Below are 16,226 nucleotides of genomic sequence, written 5' to 3'. Positions count from 1 at the left end.
TCTGCCACGGAGACGCGCTCGATTCAGGATGCGTGTCACGGTCGCCAGCATTCCTGCGCCGGGACGCGTCATCTTCCCGTCGTGACCCTCCGCCTCCACTCAAGGCGGCGCGTCGATGCTGATCGCCGGGTCGTCGTAGCGTGAATACGTCAACAGCACCGTGTAGGCGCGACCCTCGTCGTCGCGACCGCTGTGGCGCAGTTGCAGCGGCAGACCGCCGGGACCGATCCAGTAGTCGAACGCCACCGCTTCCGGGGCGTCGTGGCGTACGCGGTAACGCCGGGCAGGGTGGCCGGCGATGGTGTCGTCGCCGACGTGTTCGGCGGACAAACCCTGCCCGGCCTGCTGGAATGCGAGCGGGTCGCGCCACGGGGCGAGCGTCTCCGGAGGCAGTGGCACCTGCGTGCGTCGGCCGTTCACCTGCATGTACAGCACATTCCCGATCACTGTCTGCGTGCCGCCGGGCAACGCGATCCTGTAGCGGTCCGGCGCCACGTAGTCCATCTCGCCGGTCATCGGCCGGGCGCCCTCCACCTGCATCCGTGCGTGGAAGCGGCGGGCGGCCAGGAACCGCTGCATCGACGCCTTCACGTCCCGTACGGCGTCGCGCGCGGGGACGACGGGCGGTGTGGGCGGGGCGGCGGCGGGCGCTCCGGTATCGCCGTTCGGGGAGGGCTGGCAGGCGGCCAGTGCGAACAGCAGGGGCAGGACGGCGCGCGGCGACATGGTCGGCATGCTCCCGGGAAGAGGCGGCGCCTTGGGTCCGTGCGTTGAGGGCGTCGCGGTGGCGAAGACACGCCACGGCACCAGGCACCGCACGGGCCCAAGGCGCCGTCGGCGCTTGTCCCCTGTGTCTCTTCCAACGGCAGGCAGGCGACGAAAACGGCCAACCGTCGGCGATAATCCGGCCACGCCCCCCGCTGCCACGCTGCCCATGGACAAGATCGAACGCATCACCGCCCTGCACCGCATCCTGAAGGCGGCGCGCTATCCGGTCACGGTGAAGCGGCTGCAGGAGGAGTTGGGGTGTTCGCGCGCCACCGTCTACCGCGACCTCGCCTACCTGCGCGATGCGCTGATGGCGCCGATCGAAGGTGATGGCGAAGCGGGCTTCCGCTACCACGCGGCCGAGAGCGATCGTTTCGAACTGCCGGGGTTGTGGCTGAGTTCGGAAGAACTGTATGCGTTGCTCGCCGCGCAGCAGTTGCTGGTCCGCACAGGCGGTGGCGTGCTCTCCGGGGCACTGGCGCCGCTGCAGAAGCGCATCGAAGGCCTGCTGGCCGACCATGCGGGCGTGGACCACTGGCCCGTGGATCGCGTGCGGGTGATCCCGCACCGCGGTCGCACGCTGGATGAAGCCAGCTTCCGCACCGTGGCGTCGGCCGTACTCGAGCGCAAGCAACTGCAGTTCGAATATCGCGCGCGTTCCACCGACGAGCGCACGCGACGCGCGGTATCGCCGCAGCGCATCACCCACTACCGCGACAACTGGTATCTCGATGCGTGGGACCACGAACGCAACGCGCTGCGCAGCTTCGCGGTGGATCGCATCGGCAACGCGCGACTGGGCGACGAGCCGGCACGCGACCTGCCGAACGAGGAGCTGAACCAGCATCTGGCGTCGAGCTACGGCATCTTCTCGGGCGAACCGAAGGGCTGGGCCACCATCCTCTTCAGCGCCAAGGCCGCACGCTGGGTCGCCGACGAGCAGTGGCATTCCAAGCAGCAGGGCCGCCACCTGCCGGACGGCCGTTACGAACTGAAGATTCCCTACAGCGTCTCGCGCGAGCTGTTGATGGACATCCTGCATTACGGCGCGGATGCGGAGATCGTCGAGCCCGCCGTGCTGCGCGAGCAGGCCAAAACGCTGCTGGAACTGGCGCTGTCGAACTACGGGAAGAAGTAGTTTCGCGGCGGGGCGCAGGGTTATGGGAGCGACGTGAGTCGCGACGGTGGAGGACGGGTCCCGGATCCCGGGCAAGCAGGGGTGGGCGAGGGAGCTTTGATTGCCCGCACGAGGCGACACGCCCGGCCCCTCTGATTTCCATCGCGACTGACGTCGCGCGCAGGGATTCCTGCAGCGGACCTCTCTACGGCTCCTTCGGCTCGCCGAAGCCCGGCTTCCCCACCTGCGCCGGCGCCTGGGGCACGCGGACCAGCTGGCGGGCGTTGATACCGTGGTCGCGCGCCTTCTTCACCAGTTCCTCGTAGCGCACGTCGTCCATGAGCGGATCGCGGGCCATGATCCAGCCCATGTCGCGGCCGGGGTAATCCGCCAGTGCCCATGAGTAGTCGGGCGCCACTTCGACGATGCGCCACTTGGCGGGCACCACGCCGACGAACCACAGCGTCCATTCGCGGTTGCCGAACTCCCCCTTGACCGACGCGCGTGCCTCGCGCAGTTGCTCGGGCTCGCTGAAGCCTTCGCGGTAGTGGTACGCCACGCCGACCTTGTCGGTGTCGCGCAGCGTGTACTCGTAGCGCGCCGCCACGTGCCCGCGCTCGGCGAAGTAGGGGATGTGCGCGACGACATGCCAGGTGCCCATGAAGCGGGGCAGGTCCACCGCGTCGGGTGCCGCGCGCGCCGGGCCGCGGCTGGCACAGCCGCCCGCCAGTGCCAGCAGCAGCGCGAGCAGTGCAATGCGGACCACGCGGATTGGCAACGCCATGGGCATGTGGGACTCCCTTCTCCCTGTCATACGGACACGCTAGTCATCAGGATGCGACGGAGATGTTAACCGGTGATGTCGCAACCCGTGAGATGCCACTGCGTGAATGTGACGTCGTACTGACATCACACAAGGGAATCCTCCGCCATGTCCATGTCCTCGCTTCAGGTTTCGCAAGCGGTCCGCCATGACCGCCCCGATGTCCATCTGGATCGTGTCCTGCGCCGCGTGGTGCTGTCGGGCGTTGCGCTGGTGTTGCTGCTGCCGCTGGCCCGCGCCAGCACCGACTGGTTGGGCTGGCTGCCCCTGTGGCTGGTCGGGATGCCTGCCGTGGCCTGGTGGGCCCTGCACCGGTTCCGGCTTCCGGTCCGTGGGGCCAGGGCGCATCGGACGGCGCGCCGTCGTCGCAGCCCGCAGGCGCGCCGCATCCGCGACAGGGGCAACGCTCTGCCCCGGGCGGCCTGACCTTCGGCAGGGGGTGCCCTCCGGGCCTTGTGCTAGCGTGCCATGTTCATGAAACGCACCTCCGGAGCCGCACCCGATGCCCAGACTCACCCATGCCTGCCTGGCCGCAGGCCTCGCTGTCGCTGGCGCGCTGTCAGCCCCTGCCCATGCCAAGGAGGCTGACGTGACGAACGATCCGTATGCCTGGCTGGAGGACGTCGAAGGGCAGAAGCAGCTGGACTGGGTGAGGGGTGTGAACGCCAGGGCCGAGGCCGAGATCGCCTCGACCCCGGCCTTCAAGCAGCTGGAATCGGATATCCGCGCCATCCTCGATTCCGACGCCAAGATCCCGGGCGTGCAGAAGATCGGCGAGTACTACTACAACTTCTGGAAGGACAAGCAGCACGAGCGCGGCGTCTGGCGCCGCACCACGCTGGCCGAGTACCGCAAGGCCCAGCCACAGTGGGAAACCGTGCTGGACCTGGATGCGTTGAACAAGGCCGAAGGCAAGAACTGGGTCTGGCACGGTGCCGACTGCCGCAAGCCGGACTACGCGCGCTGCCTGGTCGCGCTGTCGCGCGGCGGTGCCGATGCCGACGAGACCCGCGAGTTCGATCTGGTCAACAAGAAGTTCCTGACCGACGGCTTCTACCGCCCCGAGGCCAAGGGTGCGCTGGGCTGGAAGGACGCAGACACCGTCTACGTCTACAGCGACTTCGGCGCCGGCAGCCTGACCAGCTCGGGTTACCCGCGCATCGTGAAGGAATGGAAGCGGGGCACGCCGCTCGCATCGGCCGCCGTCGTGTACGAAGGCACCGCGGAGGACATGTACATCGCGGCCTACCATGACGACACGCCGGGCTTCCAGCGCGATTTCGTCAGCCGCACCATCGCCTTCTACAACGACGAGCTCTACCTGCGTCGCGCCGACGGCACGCTGGCCAAGATCGATGCACCCAATTCCGCCAACAAGGGCGTGCACAAGGAATGGCTGACGCTGGAACTGCGCGAGCCGTGGACCGTCGGCGGCAAGACCCATGCCGCGGGCAGCCTGCTGGCCGCGAAGTTCGATGACTTCATGGCCGGCAAGCGCGACTTCGACGTGCTGTTCGCGCCGACCGACAAGACCTCGCTGGCCGGCTTCACGTGGACGAAGAACCACCTGGTGCTCAACGTGCTGGAGGACGTGAAGAACCGCCTGAGCGTGCTCACGCCGTCGGCTTCGGGCTGGAAGACCAGCGCCTTCGTCGGCGCGCCGTCCTTCGGCACGATCGGCGTCAACGATGTGGACAGCGACGACAGCGACGCGGTGTGGCTGACGGCCACCGATTATCTGACCCCGACCACGCTGTCGCTGGCCGAGATCGGCAAGCAGCCGGAGCAGCTCAAGTCGATGCCGGCCTTCTTCAATGCGGAAGGCAAGGTCATCGAACAGCACTTCGCCACGTCGAAGGATGGCACCAGGGTGCCGTACTTCCTTGTGCGCCCTGAAGGCCTGAAGTACGACGGCAGCACGCCGACCCTGCTGTACGGCTACGGCGGCTTCGAGATCTCGCTGACCCCCGGCTATTCCGGCGGCGTCGGCAAGGGCTGGCTGGAGAAGGGCGGCGTCTATGCCGTCGCCAACATCCGTGGCGGCGGCGAGTACGGTCCGCGCTGGCACCAGGCCGCGTTGAAGGCCAACCGCCACAAGGCGTACGAGGACTTCGCTGCGGTCGCGCAGGACCTGATCGCCCGCAAGATCACCTCGCCGAAGCACCTGGGCATCCAGGGCGGCAGCAACGGTGGCCTGCTGACCGGCAACATGCTGACGCAGTATCCCGAACTGTTCGGCGCGGTCGTCGTGCAGGTGCCGCTGCTGGACATGAAGCGCTACAGCCACCTGCTGGCGGGCGCCTCGTGGATGGCCGAGTACGGCAACCCCGACACCGCCGACTGGGAATTCATCCAGACCTTCTCGCCGTACCACCTGTTCGACGCGAAGAAGGACTATCCGCCGACCCTGTTCATGACCTCCACCCGCGACGACCGCGTCCACCCGGGCCACGCCCGCAAGATGGCCGCCAGGATGCTGGAAGCGGGCAAGGACGTGCGCTACTACGAGAACATCGAAGGTGGCCACGGCGGTGCGGCGAACAACGCCCAGGCCGCGCACATGAGCGCGCTGGCCTACACCTTCCTCTGGCAGCAGCTGGCCAAGTAACGGTACACAGCCCCTTCCTCCGCTTGCGGGGGAAGGCGGGGATGGGGGGCTCTTGGCGCGGTAAGTCAACGAGCTTGCTCCCACCCCAACCCTCCCCCGCAAGCGGAGGAGGGGGCAGACCGCTTCCCATTGCATCCCGCATCCCCGGACCCCATCCATGAAACCGACTTCCCTGCTGCTGGCCGCCACTGTCCTGATGAGCACCCCGATCACCTCCACCCTCGCCGCCACCGCCACTCCGCCCGACGTGGCGAAGAAGCCGCACGTGGTGAAGGCGCCGCATGGCGCCGAACGCAACGACGAGTACTACTGGTTGCGCGACGACAAGCGCGAGAACAAGGAAATGCTGGCGTACCTCAACGCCGAGAACGCCTACACCGACTCGGTGATGGCGCCGTTGAAGCCGCTGGAAGACAAGCTCTACGACGAGGTCGTCGCCCGCATCAAGCAGGATGACGCCAGCGTGCCGTATCGCGAGCGTGGCTGGTGGTATTACGCCCGCTTCGTGACCGGCAAGGACTACCCGGTGCATGCGCGCCGCAAGGACGGTCCGGGCCTGGATGCAGTATCCATCCAGGCGGCCAACGCCGCAGGGGACTTCGCCGGCGAGCAGGTGCTGCTGGACGTGAATGCGCTGGGCGAAGGCAAGGACTACTACAACGTCGGCGACTACGAGGTCAGCCAGGACAACCGCCTGCTGGCCTATGCCGACGACACCAATGGCCGCCGCCAGTACACCATCCGCTTCAAGAACCTCGAAACCGGCGAGATCCTGCCTGACACGATCACCAACGCCGAGCCCAACCTGGTCTGGTCCGACGATGGCCGCACCCTGTTCTACGTCGACAAGGATCCGGAGACCCTGCTCAGCAAGCGCGTGAAGTCGCACGTACTGGGCACGCCTGCCGCGCAGGACAAGCTCGTCTACGAGGAAGAGGACGACAGCTTCTACATGGGCATCGGCCGCAGCCGCGACGACAAGTTCATCTGTATCAGTGTGGAGAGCACCGTCTCCTCGGAGATGCGCTGCACGCCGGCTGCCAGCCCGGGCGTGTTCACCGTGCTGGCGCCGCGCGAGCGCGATGTCGAGTACCAGGCCGACCACCTCGGCGACCGCTGGGTGATCCGCACGAACGCCAATGGCGCCACCAACTTCAAGCTGGTCACCGCGCCGACCGATTCGGTCTCCCGCAAGGACTGGAAGGACTGGATCGCACACCGCGATGACGTCTTCATCGAGGGCTTCGAACTGTTCGACGGCTTCAGCGTGGTGGCCGAACGCGCCAACGCACTGGAAAGCCTGCGCGTGATCAAGGCCGACGGCAGCAGCGACTACGTCAAGGCCGACGAGCCGGCGTATTCGATGGGCCTGTCCGCCAATCCCGAGACCGGCACCGACTGGCTGCGCTACAGCTACACCTCGATGACCACGCCGGCCACGACCTACGAGATCAACACGAAGACCGGCGAACGCCGGCAGCTGAAGCAGCAGCCCGTGCCTGGCTACGACGCCTCGAAGTACGTCACCGAGCGCGTGTGGGCGCCGGCGCGTGACGGCAAGACGAAGATCCCGGTGACGCTGGTGTACCGCAAGGACGTTGCCCGCGACGGCAAGGCGCCGATGCTGCAGTACGCCTACGGCAGCTACGGTGCGTCGATGGACCCCAACTTCAGCATCACCAATGTCAGCCTGCTGGACCGTGGCGTGGTCTATGCGCTTGCGCACATCCGCGGCGGACAGGAAATGGGCCGCCGGTGGTACGACGACGGCAAGCTGTACAACAAGGTCAACACGTTCACCGACTTCATCGACGTCACCGACTACCTGGTCAAGGAAGGCTATGCAGCCAAGGACCGTGTGGCGGCGATGGGCGGCAGTGCCGGTGGCCTGCTGATGGGCGCGGTGTCGAACATGGCGCCGGAGAAGTACAAGGTCATCCTGACGCTGGTGCCGTTCGTCGACGTGGCGACCACGATGCTGGACCCCAGCATCCCGCTGACCACCAACGAATACGACGAGTGGGGCAACCCGGAAGAGAAGGGCTACTACGACTACATCCTCACGTACTCGCCCTACGACAACCTGCAGGCGAAGGCCTATCCCGCGATGTTCGTCGGCACCGGCCTGTGGGACTCGCAGGTGCAGTACTGGGAGCCGGCCAAGTACGTGGCCCGCCTGCGTGACCTGAACACCGGCACGGACCCGGTGGTGTTCCGCACCAACATGGAAGCCGGCCATGGCGGCAAGTCGGGCCGCTTCCGCCAGTACCGCGAACGCGCCGAGATGTTCGCCTTCATGCTGGACCAGCTCGGCGTCGCCTCGAAGTAAGCGACAGCACGCGCAGGAAAAGAGCCGGGGAGACCCGGCTCTTTTCGTTGCGGACCATGGCGCATCCCCGGCGCTGCCCATGTTCCAGGGCCGGAAAGCGTCGATGGCGCGCCGCGTTTCCCGCCGCGCCGGGCGTGTTCGCGCCCGGTGGTGGATTTGGGGTACAAGGGCGCCGTGGAAGACAAGTCTCCTTCGCTGCCCGAGCCCGCTGCCCGGCGTCCCGCGCGCTTCCGCTGGGCGTGGTGGCTGCTGGCGTATGCCAGCCTGGGCCTGGGCATCCTCGGTGTGTTCGTGCCGGGGTTGCCGACCACGGTGTTCGTGCTGATCGCCGCGTACGCGGCGTCGCGCGGCTCGGAGCGGCTGCATCGCCGCCTGATGACGCATCCGCGCTTCGGCCCGATGATCCATGACTGGCATCTGCACCGTGCCGTATCGCGACGCGCGAAGTGGATGGCCACCTGGACCATGCTGGCCAGTGCGGCGATCCTGCTCGCACTGATGCTGTGGATCGGCTCGCATCGATGGTGGATGGTCGCCCTGCCGGTCGCCTGCATGGCGACGGTCGCGGCGTGGCTGTGGATGCGACCGGAACCCCCGCGCACGCGGTGAAGGCGCGGCGCATTCATCGGCCTGTGGCTATACTCGCGGCATGAACCGGAACGCCCGTCTTTTCGCCGCTGCCGCCCTGATGGCGGCCCTGTCCGCCTGCGGAGCCAAGGGCCCGCTGTTCCTGCCGGAGAAGCCCGTCGAGGAAGCCCCCGTGGCCCCCGCCGCGTCGCCTGAAACGCCGGCCACGGACACCTTGCCTGCCGAGCCGCCCATCGATCCGGCCACGGTGCCGGCCACCGACGGGAATGGCTGAGCCCCTCCACGCACGGTCCACGCCGATGCGCTTCACCAAGATGCACGGCGCCGGCAACGACTTCGTTGTGCTGGACCTGCGTGATGGCGCGCCGCCACCGGATGCCCGGCTGGCGGCGCAGCTGGCGGATCGCCATGTCGGCGTGGGATGCGACCAGATCCTGACCGTCGAACCGCCGCGCAGCGCAGGTGCGGTGGCCGCGTATCGCATCTGGAACTCCGACGGTTCGCCCTCGCAGCAATGCGGGAACGGCGCCCGTTGCGTCGCCGCCTGGCTGGTCCGCGACGGCGCGGCGCGTGGCGACACCTTCAACGTGGACAGTCCGCTGGCCACGCACGCGGTGGAGCGCATCGGCGACGACCGCTACGCGATCGCGATGGGCGTGCCGGAATTCGTGCCGGCGGACATTCCGCTGCACGGCTTCGACCATGTCCAGCCGGAGTACGACGCCGACGTGGACGAAGGACTCCGCCTGCGGTTCGGTGCAGTGTCGATGGGCAATCCGCACGCGGTCATCGAAGTCCCATCCGTCGATGCCGCGCCCGTGAAGCATTACGGCCCGTTGCTGCAGCGCTCGCGCCACTTCCCGGAGTCGGTCAACGTCGGTTTCGCCGAAGTGGTCGCGCGCGACCGCGTGCGCCTGCGCGTATACGAGCGCGGCGTCGGCGAAACCCTGGCCTGCGGCAGCGGCGCCTGCGCGGCGGCGGCGGTCCTGATCCGGCGCGGGCGCGTGGATCGTGACGTGGCCATCGCATTGCCCGGTGGCGAGCTGCGCATCCGCTGGCCGTCCGACGACGCGCCGGTCATCATGTCCGGGCCGGCGGCATTCGTATTCGAAGGGGAATGGAAAGCATGAGCGACACGCAAGAGAAGCTGGGCGCCCACGAGATCGCAGCATGGCTGCGACGGCACCCCACTTTCCTGAAACAGTTCCCCGACCTGGCGCTGAGCCTGGTGGTGCCGCGCGATGAAGGCCCCACCGCGTCGCTGGCCAGCTACCAGTTGGACGTGCTGCGCGACAAGAACCGCGAATTGTCCAAGCGCCTCGGCGACCTGTTCGCCAACGCACAGGAAAACGAGCGCCTGGCCGTGCGTACCCATCAGCTTGCCCTCACCCTCATGAAGCAGGGCACGGCGGCTGACACGCTGCGGGCGATGGCGGCCTCGCTGGCCGAGGATTTCAACGGCGACCGCGTCAGCATCGTGCTGCTGCAGCCCGTCGATGGCCTGGTGGAGAACGACTGGTTGCAGATCGTGCCGGCCGACAATCCGCACATGTCCCCGTTCCGCGACTGCCTGCGCGATGGCGAGCCGATCTGCGGCCGCCTGCAGCCCGAGAAACACGTGCTGCTGTACGGCGCGCGCGCCGAGGAAGTCGCCTCGTCGGCGTTGCTGCCGCTGCCCGGCATCGGCCTGGTGGCCGTGGGCAGCCGTGACGGCAACCGCTTCTATCCCGGCATGGGCACCCTGTTCCTGCGCATGATGGGCGAGACGCTGGTGACGGCATTGAAGCGGTTCGATGGCTGAGGCGAGGCGATCGCCTCATGCCGTCGTTCCGGCGAAAGCCGGAATCCATTCCGTTCCTGCTCTTGCGGCGGGCTGCCTGAAGCAAACACACAGGCAACATGGATTCCGGCTTTCGCCGGAATGACGGGGAGGGAAGGACCATGTCCGTCACCGACTTCCTGGCCCATCTCGAAGTCGAGCGCCGCGTCTCCGCGCATACGCTGGATGCGTATCGCCGTGATCTCGCCGCGCTGACGGAGTGGGCGCACGCACAGGGCATGCTCGATCTTGCGGAGGTGCAGGCGGAGTTCCTGCGTGGCTTCGTCGCGGCCGAGCATCGTCGTGGACTGTCACCGAAGAGCCTGCAGCGGCGCCTGTCGGCCTGCCGCAGTTATTACCAATGGCTCCTCAAGCATGGCCGCATCGCGGCCAGCCCCGCAGCCGCGCTGCGCGCACCCAAGGCGCCACGCAAACTGCCGCAGGTGCTTGATGCGGACGAGGCCGTCAGGCTGGTGGAAGTGGCCACCGATGCGCCGCTGGGCAGGCGTGACCGCGCGTTGCTCGAACTGTTCTACTCCTCTGGCCTGCGCCTGAGCGAACTGTGCGCGCTGCGCTGGCGCGACCTCGACATGGTGGGTGGCATGGTCACGGTGTTGGGCAAGGGCAACAAGGAACGCAAGGTGCCCGTGGGATCGCATGCACGCAACGCGCTCGCCGAGTGGCGGCAGGAACGGACGGTGGGCAACGAGGCGTTCGTGTTCCCGGGGCGAGGGGAGGGGCCGATCTCGCAGCGCGCCGTGCAGATCCGCATCAAGCAGCTGGCGCAGCGGCAGGGCCTGTTCAAGCACGTGCACCCGCACATGCTGCGGCACAGCTTCGCCAGCCACATCCTGGAATCGTCCGGCGACCTGCGTGGCGTGCAGGAACTGCTGGGGCATGCCGACATCGCCACCACGCAGATCTACACGCATCTCGATTTCCAGCACCTGGCCAAGGTGTACGACGCGGCGCATCCCAGGGCGAAGCGCAAGCGCTGATCCCCTGTGGGAGCGACGTGAGTCGCGACGCAGCAGGCACCTCCCGGCGCGTTGTCCGATGGTGGCTGCAGAGACGGGTCCGTGATGGTCCGGGCCGTGCGGTCGCAACTCACGTCGCTCCCGCAGGAGATCAATCAAGTCGAAGGTCATGCTTGAACCGGGGACCGGCGTCCCCACCTCTGGGGGAACACCCCGGAGGCCTCCATGGACCCCAGCCAGAACCCGAACGTCTTCCACGCCACCACCATCCTTTGCGTACGTCGCAATGGCCACGTCGCCGTCGCCGGCGACGGGCAGGTGACGCTGGGCCACACCGTGATGAAAGGCAATGCGCGCAAGGTGCGCCGGCTCGGCCGCGACGGCCAGGTGCTGGCCGGTTTTGCGGGCGCCGCCGCCGATGCCTTCACGCTGTTCGAGCTGTTCGAGGCCAAGCTGGAAAAGCACGGGCAGCTGACGCGTGCCGCCGTGGAATTGGCGAAGGACTGGCGCACCGAGCGCCGCCTGGGCAAGCTCGAAGCGTTGCTCGCCGTCGCCGACAAGGAGACGTCGCTGATCATCAGCGGCACCGGCGACGTGATCGAGCCGGAGGACGGCATCATCGCCATCGGGTCTGGCGGGTCGTACGCGCTGTCCGCCGCCCGCGCGTTGCTCGCGCACACCGAACTGGACGCGAAGTCCATCGCCGTTGAAGCGCTGAACATCGCCGGCGACATCTGCATCTATACCAACCGCAACGTAGTGGTCGAAGAGCTCTGACGCTCCCGCCATCCGCGTGCCCCGGCCATCGCGGCCGGGGCTGAAGCCCCTCCTACAGAATCATCGCCATGACCGAAAACACGTCCTCCACCATGACCCCGCGCGAGATCGTGCAGGAACTCGACCGCCACATCGTCGGCCAGCACGCCGCCAAGCGCGCGGTCGCCATCGCGCTGCGCAACCGCTGGCGCCGCATGCAGCTGGATGCCGGCCTGCGCAACGAGGTGATGCCGAAGAACATCCTGCTGATCGGCCCGACCGGCGTAGGCAAGACCGAGATCGCGCGCCGCCTGGCCACGCTGGCCAACGCGCCGTTCGTGAAGGTCGAGGCCACGCGCTTCACCGAGGTCGGCTACGTGGGCAAGGATGTCGAGCAGATCGTCCGCGACCTGGCCGACACGGCGGTGAAGATGTACCGCGAACAGGCCAAGGCGCGCATGCGTACCCAGGCCGAGGACCGCGCCGAGGACCGCATCCTGGATGCGCTGCTGCCGCGACGCGAAGGCGCCGGCGGCGGGTTCGGCTTCGGTGCGAACACCACCACGGTCGACATCGGCGCGGAGCCGTCGTCGAAGGAATCCGAAACCCGGCAGAAGCTGCGCCGGCAGTTGCGCAACGGCGACCTGGACGAACGCGAGATCGAGCTGGAGCTGGCCGCCAATGTCGGTGTCGACATCATGACGCCCCCCGGCATGGAGGAGATGGGCCAGCAGCTCCGGCAGATGTTCTCCAACCTGGGCGGCAACAAGACCCACAAGCGCACGGTGACGATCAAGGCCGCGCGCCCGCAGCTGGTCGAGGAAGAGGCCGCCAAGCTGGTCAACGAGGACGACATCCGCGCCGCCGCCATCGAGGCCTGCGAGCAGCACGGCATCGTCTTCATCGACGAGATCGACAAGGTCGCCAAGCGCGGCGGCAACATGAGCGGCGGCGACGTCAGCCGCGAGGGTGTCCAGCGCGACCTGCTGCCGCTGGTGGAAGGCAGCAACGTGTCGACCAAATACGGCACGGTGAAGACCGACCACATCCTGTTCATCGCCTCGGGCGCGTTCCATCTGGCCAAGCCCAGCGACCTGATCCCGGAACTGCAGGGTCGCTTCCCGATCCGCGTCGAGCTCTCGGCCCTGAGCAAGGAAGATTTCATCCGCATCCTCACCGAGCCCAAGGCCGCGTTGAGCAAGCAATATGTCGAGCTGATGAAGACCGAAGGCGTGGCGCTGCGCTTCAGCGACGATGCCATCGACCGTCTTGCCGAGATCGCCGCGCTGGTCAACGAACGCCAGGAAAACATCGGTGCGCGGCGCCTGCATACCGTACTGGAGCGCCTGCTGGACACGTTGAGCTACGAGGCGCCTGATCGCGATGGCCAGAGCGTCACCATCGACCGAGCGTATGTCGATGCGCACCTCGGCGAGCTGGTGCAGGATCCCGACCTGAGCCGCTACATCCTCTGACGCCACGAACCCGCCGCAAGGCGGGTTCTTCGTTTACGGGAGGGGAGTCCGGGCCGTCGGTTACAATCCTGCTCCGTCCGAACGATGTCGTCCTTCCCATGAGCACGCTGCCGCCCTGCCCGCAATGCCGATCCGAGTACACCTACGAGGATGGCGTGCAGCTGGCCTGCCCGGAATGCGGCCATGAATGGTCCGCCGGCACAGCCCTCGCAGACGATGACGCGCGCGTCATCAAGGATGCCAACGGCAACCCGCTGCAGGATGGCGACACCGTCACCGTCATCAAGGACCTGAAGGTCAAGGGTTCTTCGCTGGTGGTGAAGGTGGGCACCAAGGTCAAGAACATCCGCCTGGTCGATGGCGACCACGACATCGACTGCAAGATCGACGGCATCGGCGCGATGAAGCTCAAGTCGGAGTTCGTGCGCAAGGCCTGATCCTGCGCCGCGCAGGCTTCAGTCCTCGCCGATATCCTCGTTCCACACCTCGGGATTGGCGCGGATGTAGTCGCCCAGCAGGTCGATGCATTCCCGGTTCTGCAGATCGATGACATTGACGCCGGCTTCGCGGAGCCAGTCGATGCCGCCCTGGAAATTCACCGATTCGCCCACCACCACGGTGCCGATGTTGAACTGGCGCACCAGTCCGCTGCAGTACCAGCAGGGTGCGAGCGTGGTGACCATGATGGTGTCCTGGTAGCGCCGCTGGCGACCAGCCTTGCGGAAGGCATCGGTCTCGCCGTGCACGGAAGGATCGCCTTCCTGCACGCGGCGGTTGTGGCCGCAGCCCAGCAGTCGACCGTCGTCGTGGTACAGCGCGGCCCCGATCGGAATGCCACCTTCGGCCAAGCCCTGGCGCGCTTCGGCGATGGCGGTTTCGAGGAGGGCGCGGTAGTCGGGCACGTGGCTCATGAAGGGGTCGTCGTCGGCATGCAGCGTGACGCTGCTCAAGAATCCAGCATCACACATCCCCGAATGTGATGCCACTCACGGCGCGCATGATGCGTGCGCACTACAACGCCTCACGCGCGCGCGGCGCGCATCCGCATGACGATGGAGTGGGGGAGTGGACATGGAGACGCGAGCGGCGAAGGGTCGCAGGTGGACGATCATCGTGCTGGCGATGCTGGGTCTTGCCGGGATGGGTGATGTCCGCGCGCAGACCATCGAACAGGGGCTGCTGCAACTGGAGTGGGGCGATCCCGCGCGGCCGGCCCCCGGACAGGCACGCCTGCAGCCCCGCTTCAACGCGCATCTGGTGAAGGACGATGGCAGCCGCATCGTGCTTGACGCGGCGCAGGCACGCCTGGCAGCAGGCGATCTGTATGTGCTGGCCAATCGCCGCGTAGCGGTGGCGTTCGCGGCACAGGGGCGCGTGATGTCGTCGGCGCCGGCCATCCAGGCCATCGTGCCGGCGGATCGGGTCACGCAATCGGCGCCCGTGCATCCCGCCAACGCGCGCGTGATGGCCGCAGCGCCCGTGGGTGGCAACACGCGCTGGGTCACGCTGATGTGCAAGTTCAGCGACATCGATGCCGAGCAGAAGAACAAGGCGTTCTTCGATTCCCAGTACGGCGAGGCGGTCGGGCAGCTAGGCCACTACTGGCGCGAGGTGTCCTACAACAAGATCGACCTGACGGGCAGCAGTGCGTACGGCTGGTTCACACTGCCGCAGCCCCGCAGCCATTACGTCACGCAGGAGAACGGCAAGGACAAGGCCGATCTCAGGAAGCTGTTCGCCGATTGCGGTGCGGCGGCGGACGCGACGGTGGATTTCAACAGCGTGCAGGGCGTGAACATGATGTTCAACGGCAATCTGGATGGCTATGCCTGGGGTGGCGGGAGCTGCGCGCCGCTGGAAGGCAGGACCAACTTCTGCACGCGCGTGACGTGGAATCCGCCCTGGTCCTTCAGCAACCTTGCGCCACTCGCGCACGAGATGGGCCACGGTTACGGCTTGCCGCATTCGGACAACTCCGACGGTGACGACGACACCTACGACAATCCGTGGGACGTGATGAGCGATGGCTGGGCCAATGCAGTGGGCGACGCCACGTACGGCACGCGCCCCAAGCACATCAACATGTTCCAGCGGCACCGGTTGAACTGGGTGGACACGGCGCGCCAGCGGGTGATCGCGCTGGGCGACCTGGCCACGCGCGACATCGCGCTGGACTATGCCCACCTGCCAACGTCCGGCGATGTGCAGATGCTGGTGCTGTCACTGTCGCCGCAGGCGGATCCGTACGCGACCATCGTCTACACGCTGGAGGCGCGCAGGCGTCAGGGTGCCTACGAGAATGCACTCGCCGGCGACGCCGTGATCATCCACAGGGTCGAGCGCTCGGGTACCGCATACAGCGTCGATGCCGACGTGCCGGCGGCCAATCGCGCGAACAACGAAGGCTCCATGTTCAAGGTGGGCGAGCGCTGGGTTACGCCCGAAGGGTCGCATGTGGTCACCGTCAAGGCGCAGACGGCGACCGGCTTCGTGTTGACGATCGGTCCGCCGCGCGTCATGAGCAGTCCGCTGCCCGCACTGGTGAGGACGACGCCCGTGACGTCCTCATCCGCGTCATCCCCGGTCGTCGCGCCGGTGAGCGGCAATGGCGTGCGCGCGATGCCACCTGCCCGTTGCAGTTCCGCGCGTACGGGAAACTCGCGCGCGGCGGTGTGCACACTGCGCGAGCGCTGAGCCGTAGGGGATCTCCCGACACGCTCCGGCATTCCCTGACGCGGCGCCAGTGCGCGGCGTTGTCCGCGAACACGATGAGGTTCGCGTTCGATTCCTGCACTGCATCGCAGTTCGGAACATCCGTGTCGCGAATGGGCGCATTCGCCGCGAAACCGGCTCAAGACTCGCGCAAGCCAGCCGACACCCCCCATGGCGGTGTCATGTCGGCCCGCCGATCGTGAGCGGGGTCGCGCGTGTTCAAACACCGATCGGCCGATGCACGGCAGATGAGC

General features: G+C 67.2%; 16 protein-coding genes. 13 read left to right on the top strand and 3 right to left on the bottom strand.

All coding sequences use genetic code 11. From position 1 onward, the window contains the following. Window positions 1–99 precede the first annotated feature (99 nt). A complete protein-coding gene (locus AC3DET_RS06515) occupies window positions 100–726 on the bottom strand; it encodes a hypothetical protein (protein ID WP_488391073.1) in 627 nt (208 codons plus the stop codon). 208 nt (window positions 727–934) lie between these two features. Between AC3DET_RS06515 and AC3DET_RS06510 the strand changes: the two genes are divergently transcribed. Next, entirely contained in the window at window positions 935–1,906 is a 972-nt protein-coding gene (locus tag AC3DET_RS06510) for a helix-turn-helix transcriptional regulator (protein WP_337730776.1), read from the top strand. Window positions 1,907–2,090: 184 nt separating this feature from the next. On the opposite strand, the gene AC3DET_RS06505 is transcribed toward AC3DET_RS06510, so the two are convergent. Next, window positions 2,091–2,669 carry a lipocalin family protein gene (locus tag AC3DET_RS06505; protein ID WP_488391072.1) on the bottom strand — a complete coding sequence of 193 codons (579 nt, stop codon included), beginning with the start codon at window positions 2,667–2,669 and terminating at the stop codon, window positions 2,091–2,093. A 147-nt stretch (window positions 2,670–2,816) separates the two neighbouring features. Here AC3DET_RS06505 and AC3DET_RS06500 point away from each other — a divergent pair, with 147 nt between their 5' ends. The 11 genes from AC3DET_RS06500 (at window position 2,817) to AC3DET_RS06450 (ending at window position 13,697) form a co-directional block, all read left to right on the top strand. Then, window positions 2,817–3,134 (top strand): hypothetical protein, encoded by a 318-nt coding sequence (locus AC3DET_RS06500; RefSeq protein ID WP_488391071.1) that lies wholly within the window; start codon window positions 2,817–2,819, stop codon window positions 3,132–3,134. Window positions 3,135–3,210: 76 nt separating this feature from the next. Then, the gene (locus tag AC3DET_RS06495) at window positions 3,211–5,316 is read left to right on the top strand and encodes a prolyl oligopeptidase family serine peptidase (protein ID WP_446537922.1); all 2,106 of its coding nucleotides are present in this window, start codon (window positions 3,211–3,213) and stop codon (window positions 5,314–5,316) included. Window positions 5,317–5,473: 157 nt separating this feature from the next. Beyond that, a complete protein-coding gene (locus AC3DET_RS06490; RefSeq protein ID WP_488391070.1) occupies window positions 5,474–7,645 on the top strand; it encodes a S9 family peptidase in 2,172 nt (723 codons plus the stop codon). Window positions 7,646–7,819: 174 nt separating this feature from the next. Continuing rightward, entirely contained in the window at window positions 7,820–8,254 is a 435-nt protein-coding gene (locus AC3DET_RS06485; protein WP_488391069.1) for a YbaN family protein, read from the top strand. A 40-nt stretch (window positions 8,255–8,294) separates the two neighbouring features. Then, window positions 8,295–8,507, top strand: a complete 213-nt coding sequence (gene lptM / locus AC3DET_RS06480) for an LPS translocon maturation chaperone LptM (protein WP_192200024.1) — start codon at window positions 8,295–8,297, stop codon at window positions 8,505–8,507. Beyond that, a complete protein-coding gene (dapF, locus tag AC3DET_RS06475) occupies window positions 8,500–9,363 on the top strand; it encodes a diaminopimelate epimerase (RefSeq protein WP_488391068.1) in 864 nt (287 codons plus the stop codon). Before lptM ends, dapF begins: the two co-directional genes overlap by 8 nt. After that, window positions 9,360–10,034 carry a DUF484 family protein gene (locus AC3DET_RS06470; RefSeq protein ID WP_488391067.1) on the top strand — a complete coding sequence of 225 codons (675 nt, stop codon included), beginning with the start codon at window positions 9,360–9,362 and terminating at the stop codon, window positions 10,032–10,034. The genes dapF and AC3DET_RS06470 overlap by 4 nt, the downstream gene beginning before the upstream one ends. A gap of 98 nt (window positions 10,035–10,132) precedes the next feature. Further along, window positions 10,133–11,050: a tyrosine recombinase XerC gene (xerC, locus tag AC3DET_RS06465; protein ID WP_488391066.1), complete on the top strand. Its 918-nt coding sequence runs from the start codon at window positions 10,133–10,135 to the stop codon at window positions 11,048–11,050. A gap of 204 nt (window positions 11,051–11,254) precedes the next feature. Beyond that, window positions 11,255–11,806: an ATP-dependent protease subunit HslV gene (gene hslV, locus AC3DET_RS06460; RefSeq protein WP_337730769.1), complete on the top strand. Its 552-nt coding sequence runs from the start codon at window positions 11,255–11,257 to the stop codon at window positions 11,804–11,806. 68 nt (window positions 11,807–11,874) lie between these two features. After that, a complete protein-coding gene (gene hslU, locus AC3DET_RS06455; protein WP_192200029.1) occupies window positions 11,875–13,260 on the top strand; it encodes an ATP-dependent protease ATPase subunit HslU in 1,386 nt (461 codons plus the stop codon). A 98-nt stretch (window positions 13,261–13,358) separates the two neighbouring features. Continuing rightward, the gene (locus tag AC3DET_RS06450) at window positions 13,359–13,697 is read left to right on the top strand and encodes a zinc ribbon domain-containing protein YjdM (RefSeq protein ID WP_337730767.1); all 339 of its coding nucleotides are present in this window, start codon (window positions 13,359–13,361) and stop codon (window positions 13,695–13,697) included. Window positions 13,698–13,715: 18 nt separating this feature from the next. Here AC3DET_RS06450 and AC3DET_RS06445 read toward each other — a convergent pair whose 3' ends face one another. Next, window positions 13,716–14,171 (bottom strand): nucleoside deaminase, encoded by a 456-nt coding sequence (locus AC3DET_RS06445; RefSeq protein WP_488391177.1) that lies wholly within the window; start codon window positions 14,169–14,171, stop codon window positions 13,716–13,718. A 160-nt stretch (window positions 14,172–14,331) separates the two neighbouring features. On the opposite strand from AC3DET_RS06445, the gene AC3DET_RS06440 reads away from it, so the two are divergent. Beyond that, the gene (locus tag AC3DET_RS06440) at window positions 14,332–15,954 is read left to right on the top strand and encodes a metallopeptidase domain-containing protein (protein ID WP_488391065.1); all 1,623 of its coding nucleotides are present in this window, start codon (window positions 14,332–14,334) and stop codon (window positions 15,952–15,954) included. Window positions 15,955–16,226 lie beyond the last annotated feature (272 nt).

It is taken from the genome of Pseudoxanthomonas sp. 97-1-1 (assembly GCF_057773125.1).
This window is presented reverse-complemented; position numbering and strand designations above follow the sequence as displayed.

What these genes read in the sequence shown, in the direction of transcription:
- AC3DET_RS06515 (WP_488391073.1), bottom strand. Translation starts at nt 726, where the DNA reads ATGTCGCCGCGCGCCGTCCTGCCCCTGCTGTTCGCACTGGCCGCCTGC.
- AC3DET_RS06510 (WP_337730776.1), top strand. Translation starts at nt 935, where the DNA reads ATGGACAAGATCGAACGCATCACCGCCCTGCACCGCATCCTGAAGGCG.
- AC3DET_RS06505 (WP_488391072.1), bottom strand. Translation starts at nt 2,669, where the DNA reads ATGGCGTTGCCAATCCGCGTGGTCCGCATTGCACTGCTCGCGCTGCTG.
- AC3DET_RS06500 (WP_488391071.1), top strand. Translation starts at nt 2,817, where the DNA reads ATGTCCATGTCCTCGCTTCAGGTTTCGCAAGCGGTCCGCCATGACCGC.
- AC3DET_RS06495 (WP_446537922.1), top strand. Translation starts at nt 3,211, where the DNA reads ATGCCCAGACTCACCCATGCCTGCCTGGCCGCAGGCCTCGCTGTCGCT.
- AC3DET_RS06490 (WP_488391070.1), top strand. Translation starts at nt 5,474, where the DNA reads ATGAAACCGACTTCCCTGCTGCTGGCCGCCACTGTCCTGATGAGCACC.
- lptM (WP_192200024.1), top strand. Translation starts at nt 8,295, where the DNA reads ATGAACCGGAACGCCCGTCTTTTCGCCGCTGCCGCCCTGATGGCGGCC.
- dapF (WP_488391068.1), top strand. Translation starts at nt 8,500, where the DNA reads ATGGCTGAGCCCCTCCACGCACGGTCCACGCCGATGCGCTTCACCAAG.
- AC3DET_RS06470 (WP_488391067.1), top strand. Translation starts at nt 9,360, where the DNA reads ATGAGCGACACGCAAGAGAAGCTGGGCGCCCACGAGATCGCAGCATGG.
- xerC (WP_488391066.1), top strand. Translation starts at nt 10,133, where the DNA reads ATGGATTCCGGCTTTCGCCGGAATGACGGGGAGGGAAGGACCATGTCC.
- hslV (WP_337730769.1), top strand. Translation starts at nt 11,255, where the DNA reads ATGGACCCCAGCCAGAACCCGAACGTCTTCCACGCCACCACCATCCTT.
- hslU (WP_192200029.1), top strand. Translation starts at nt 11,875, where the DNA reads ATGACCGAAAACACGTCCTCCACCATGACCCCGCGCGAGATCGTGCAG.
- AC3DET_RS06450 (WP_337730767.1), top strand. Translation starts at nt 13,359, where the DNA reads ATGAGCACGCTGCCGCCCTGCCCGCAATGCCGATCCGAGTACACCTAC.
- AC3DET_RS06445 (WP_488391177.1), bottom strand. Translation starts at nt 14,171, where the DNA reads ATGAGCCACGTGCCCGACTACCGCGCCCTCCTCGAAACCGCCATCGCC.
- AC3DET_RS06440 (WP_488391065.1), top strand. Translation starts at nt 14,332, where the DNA reads ATGGAGACGCGAGCGGCGAAGGGTCGCAGGTGGACGATCATCGTGCTG.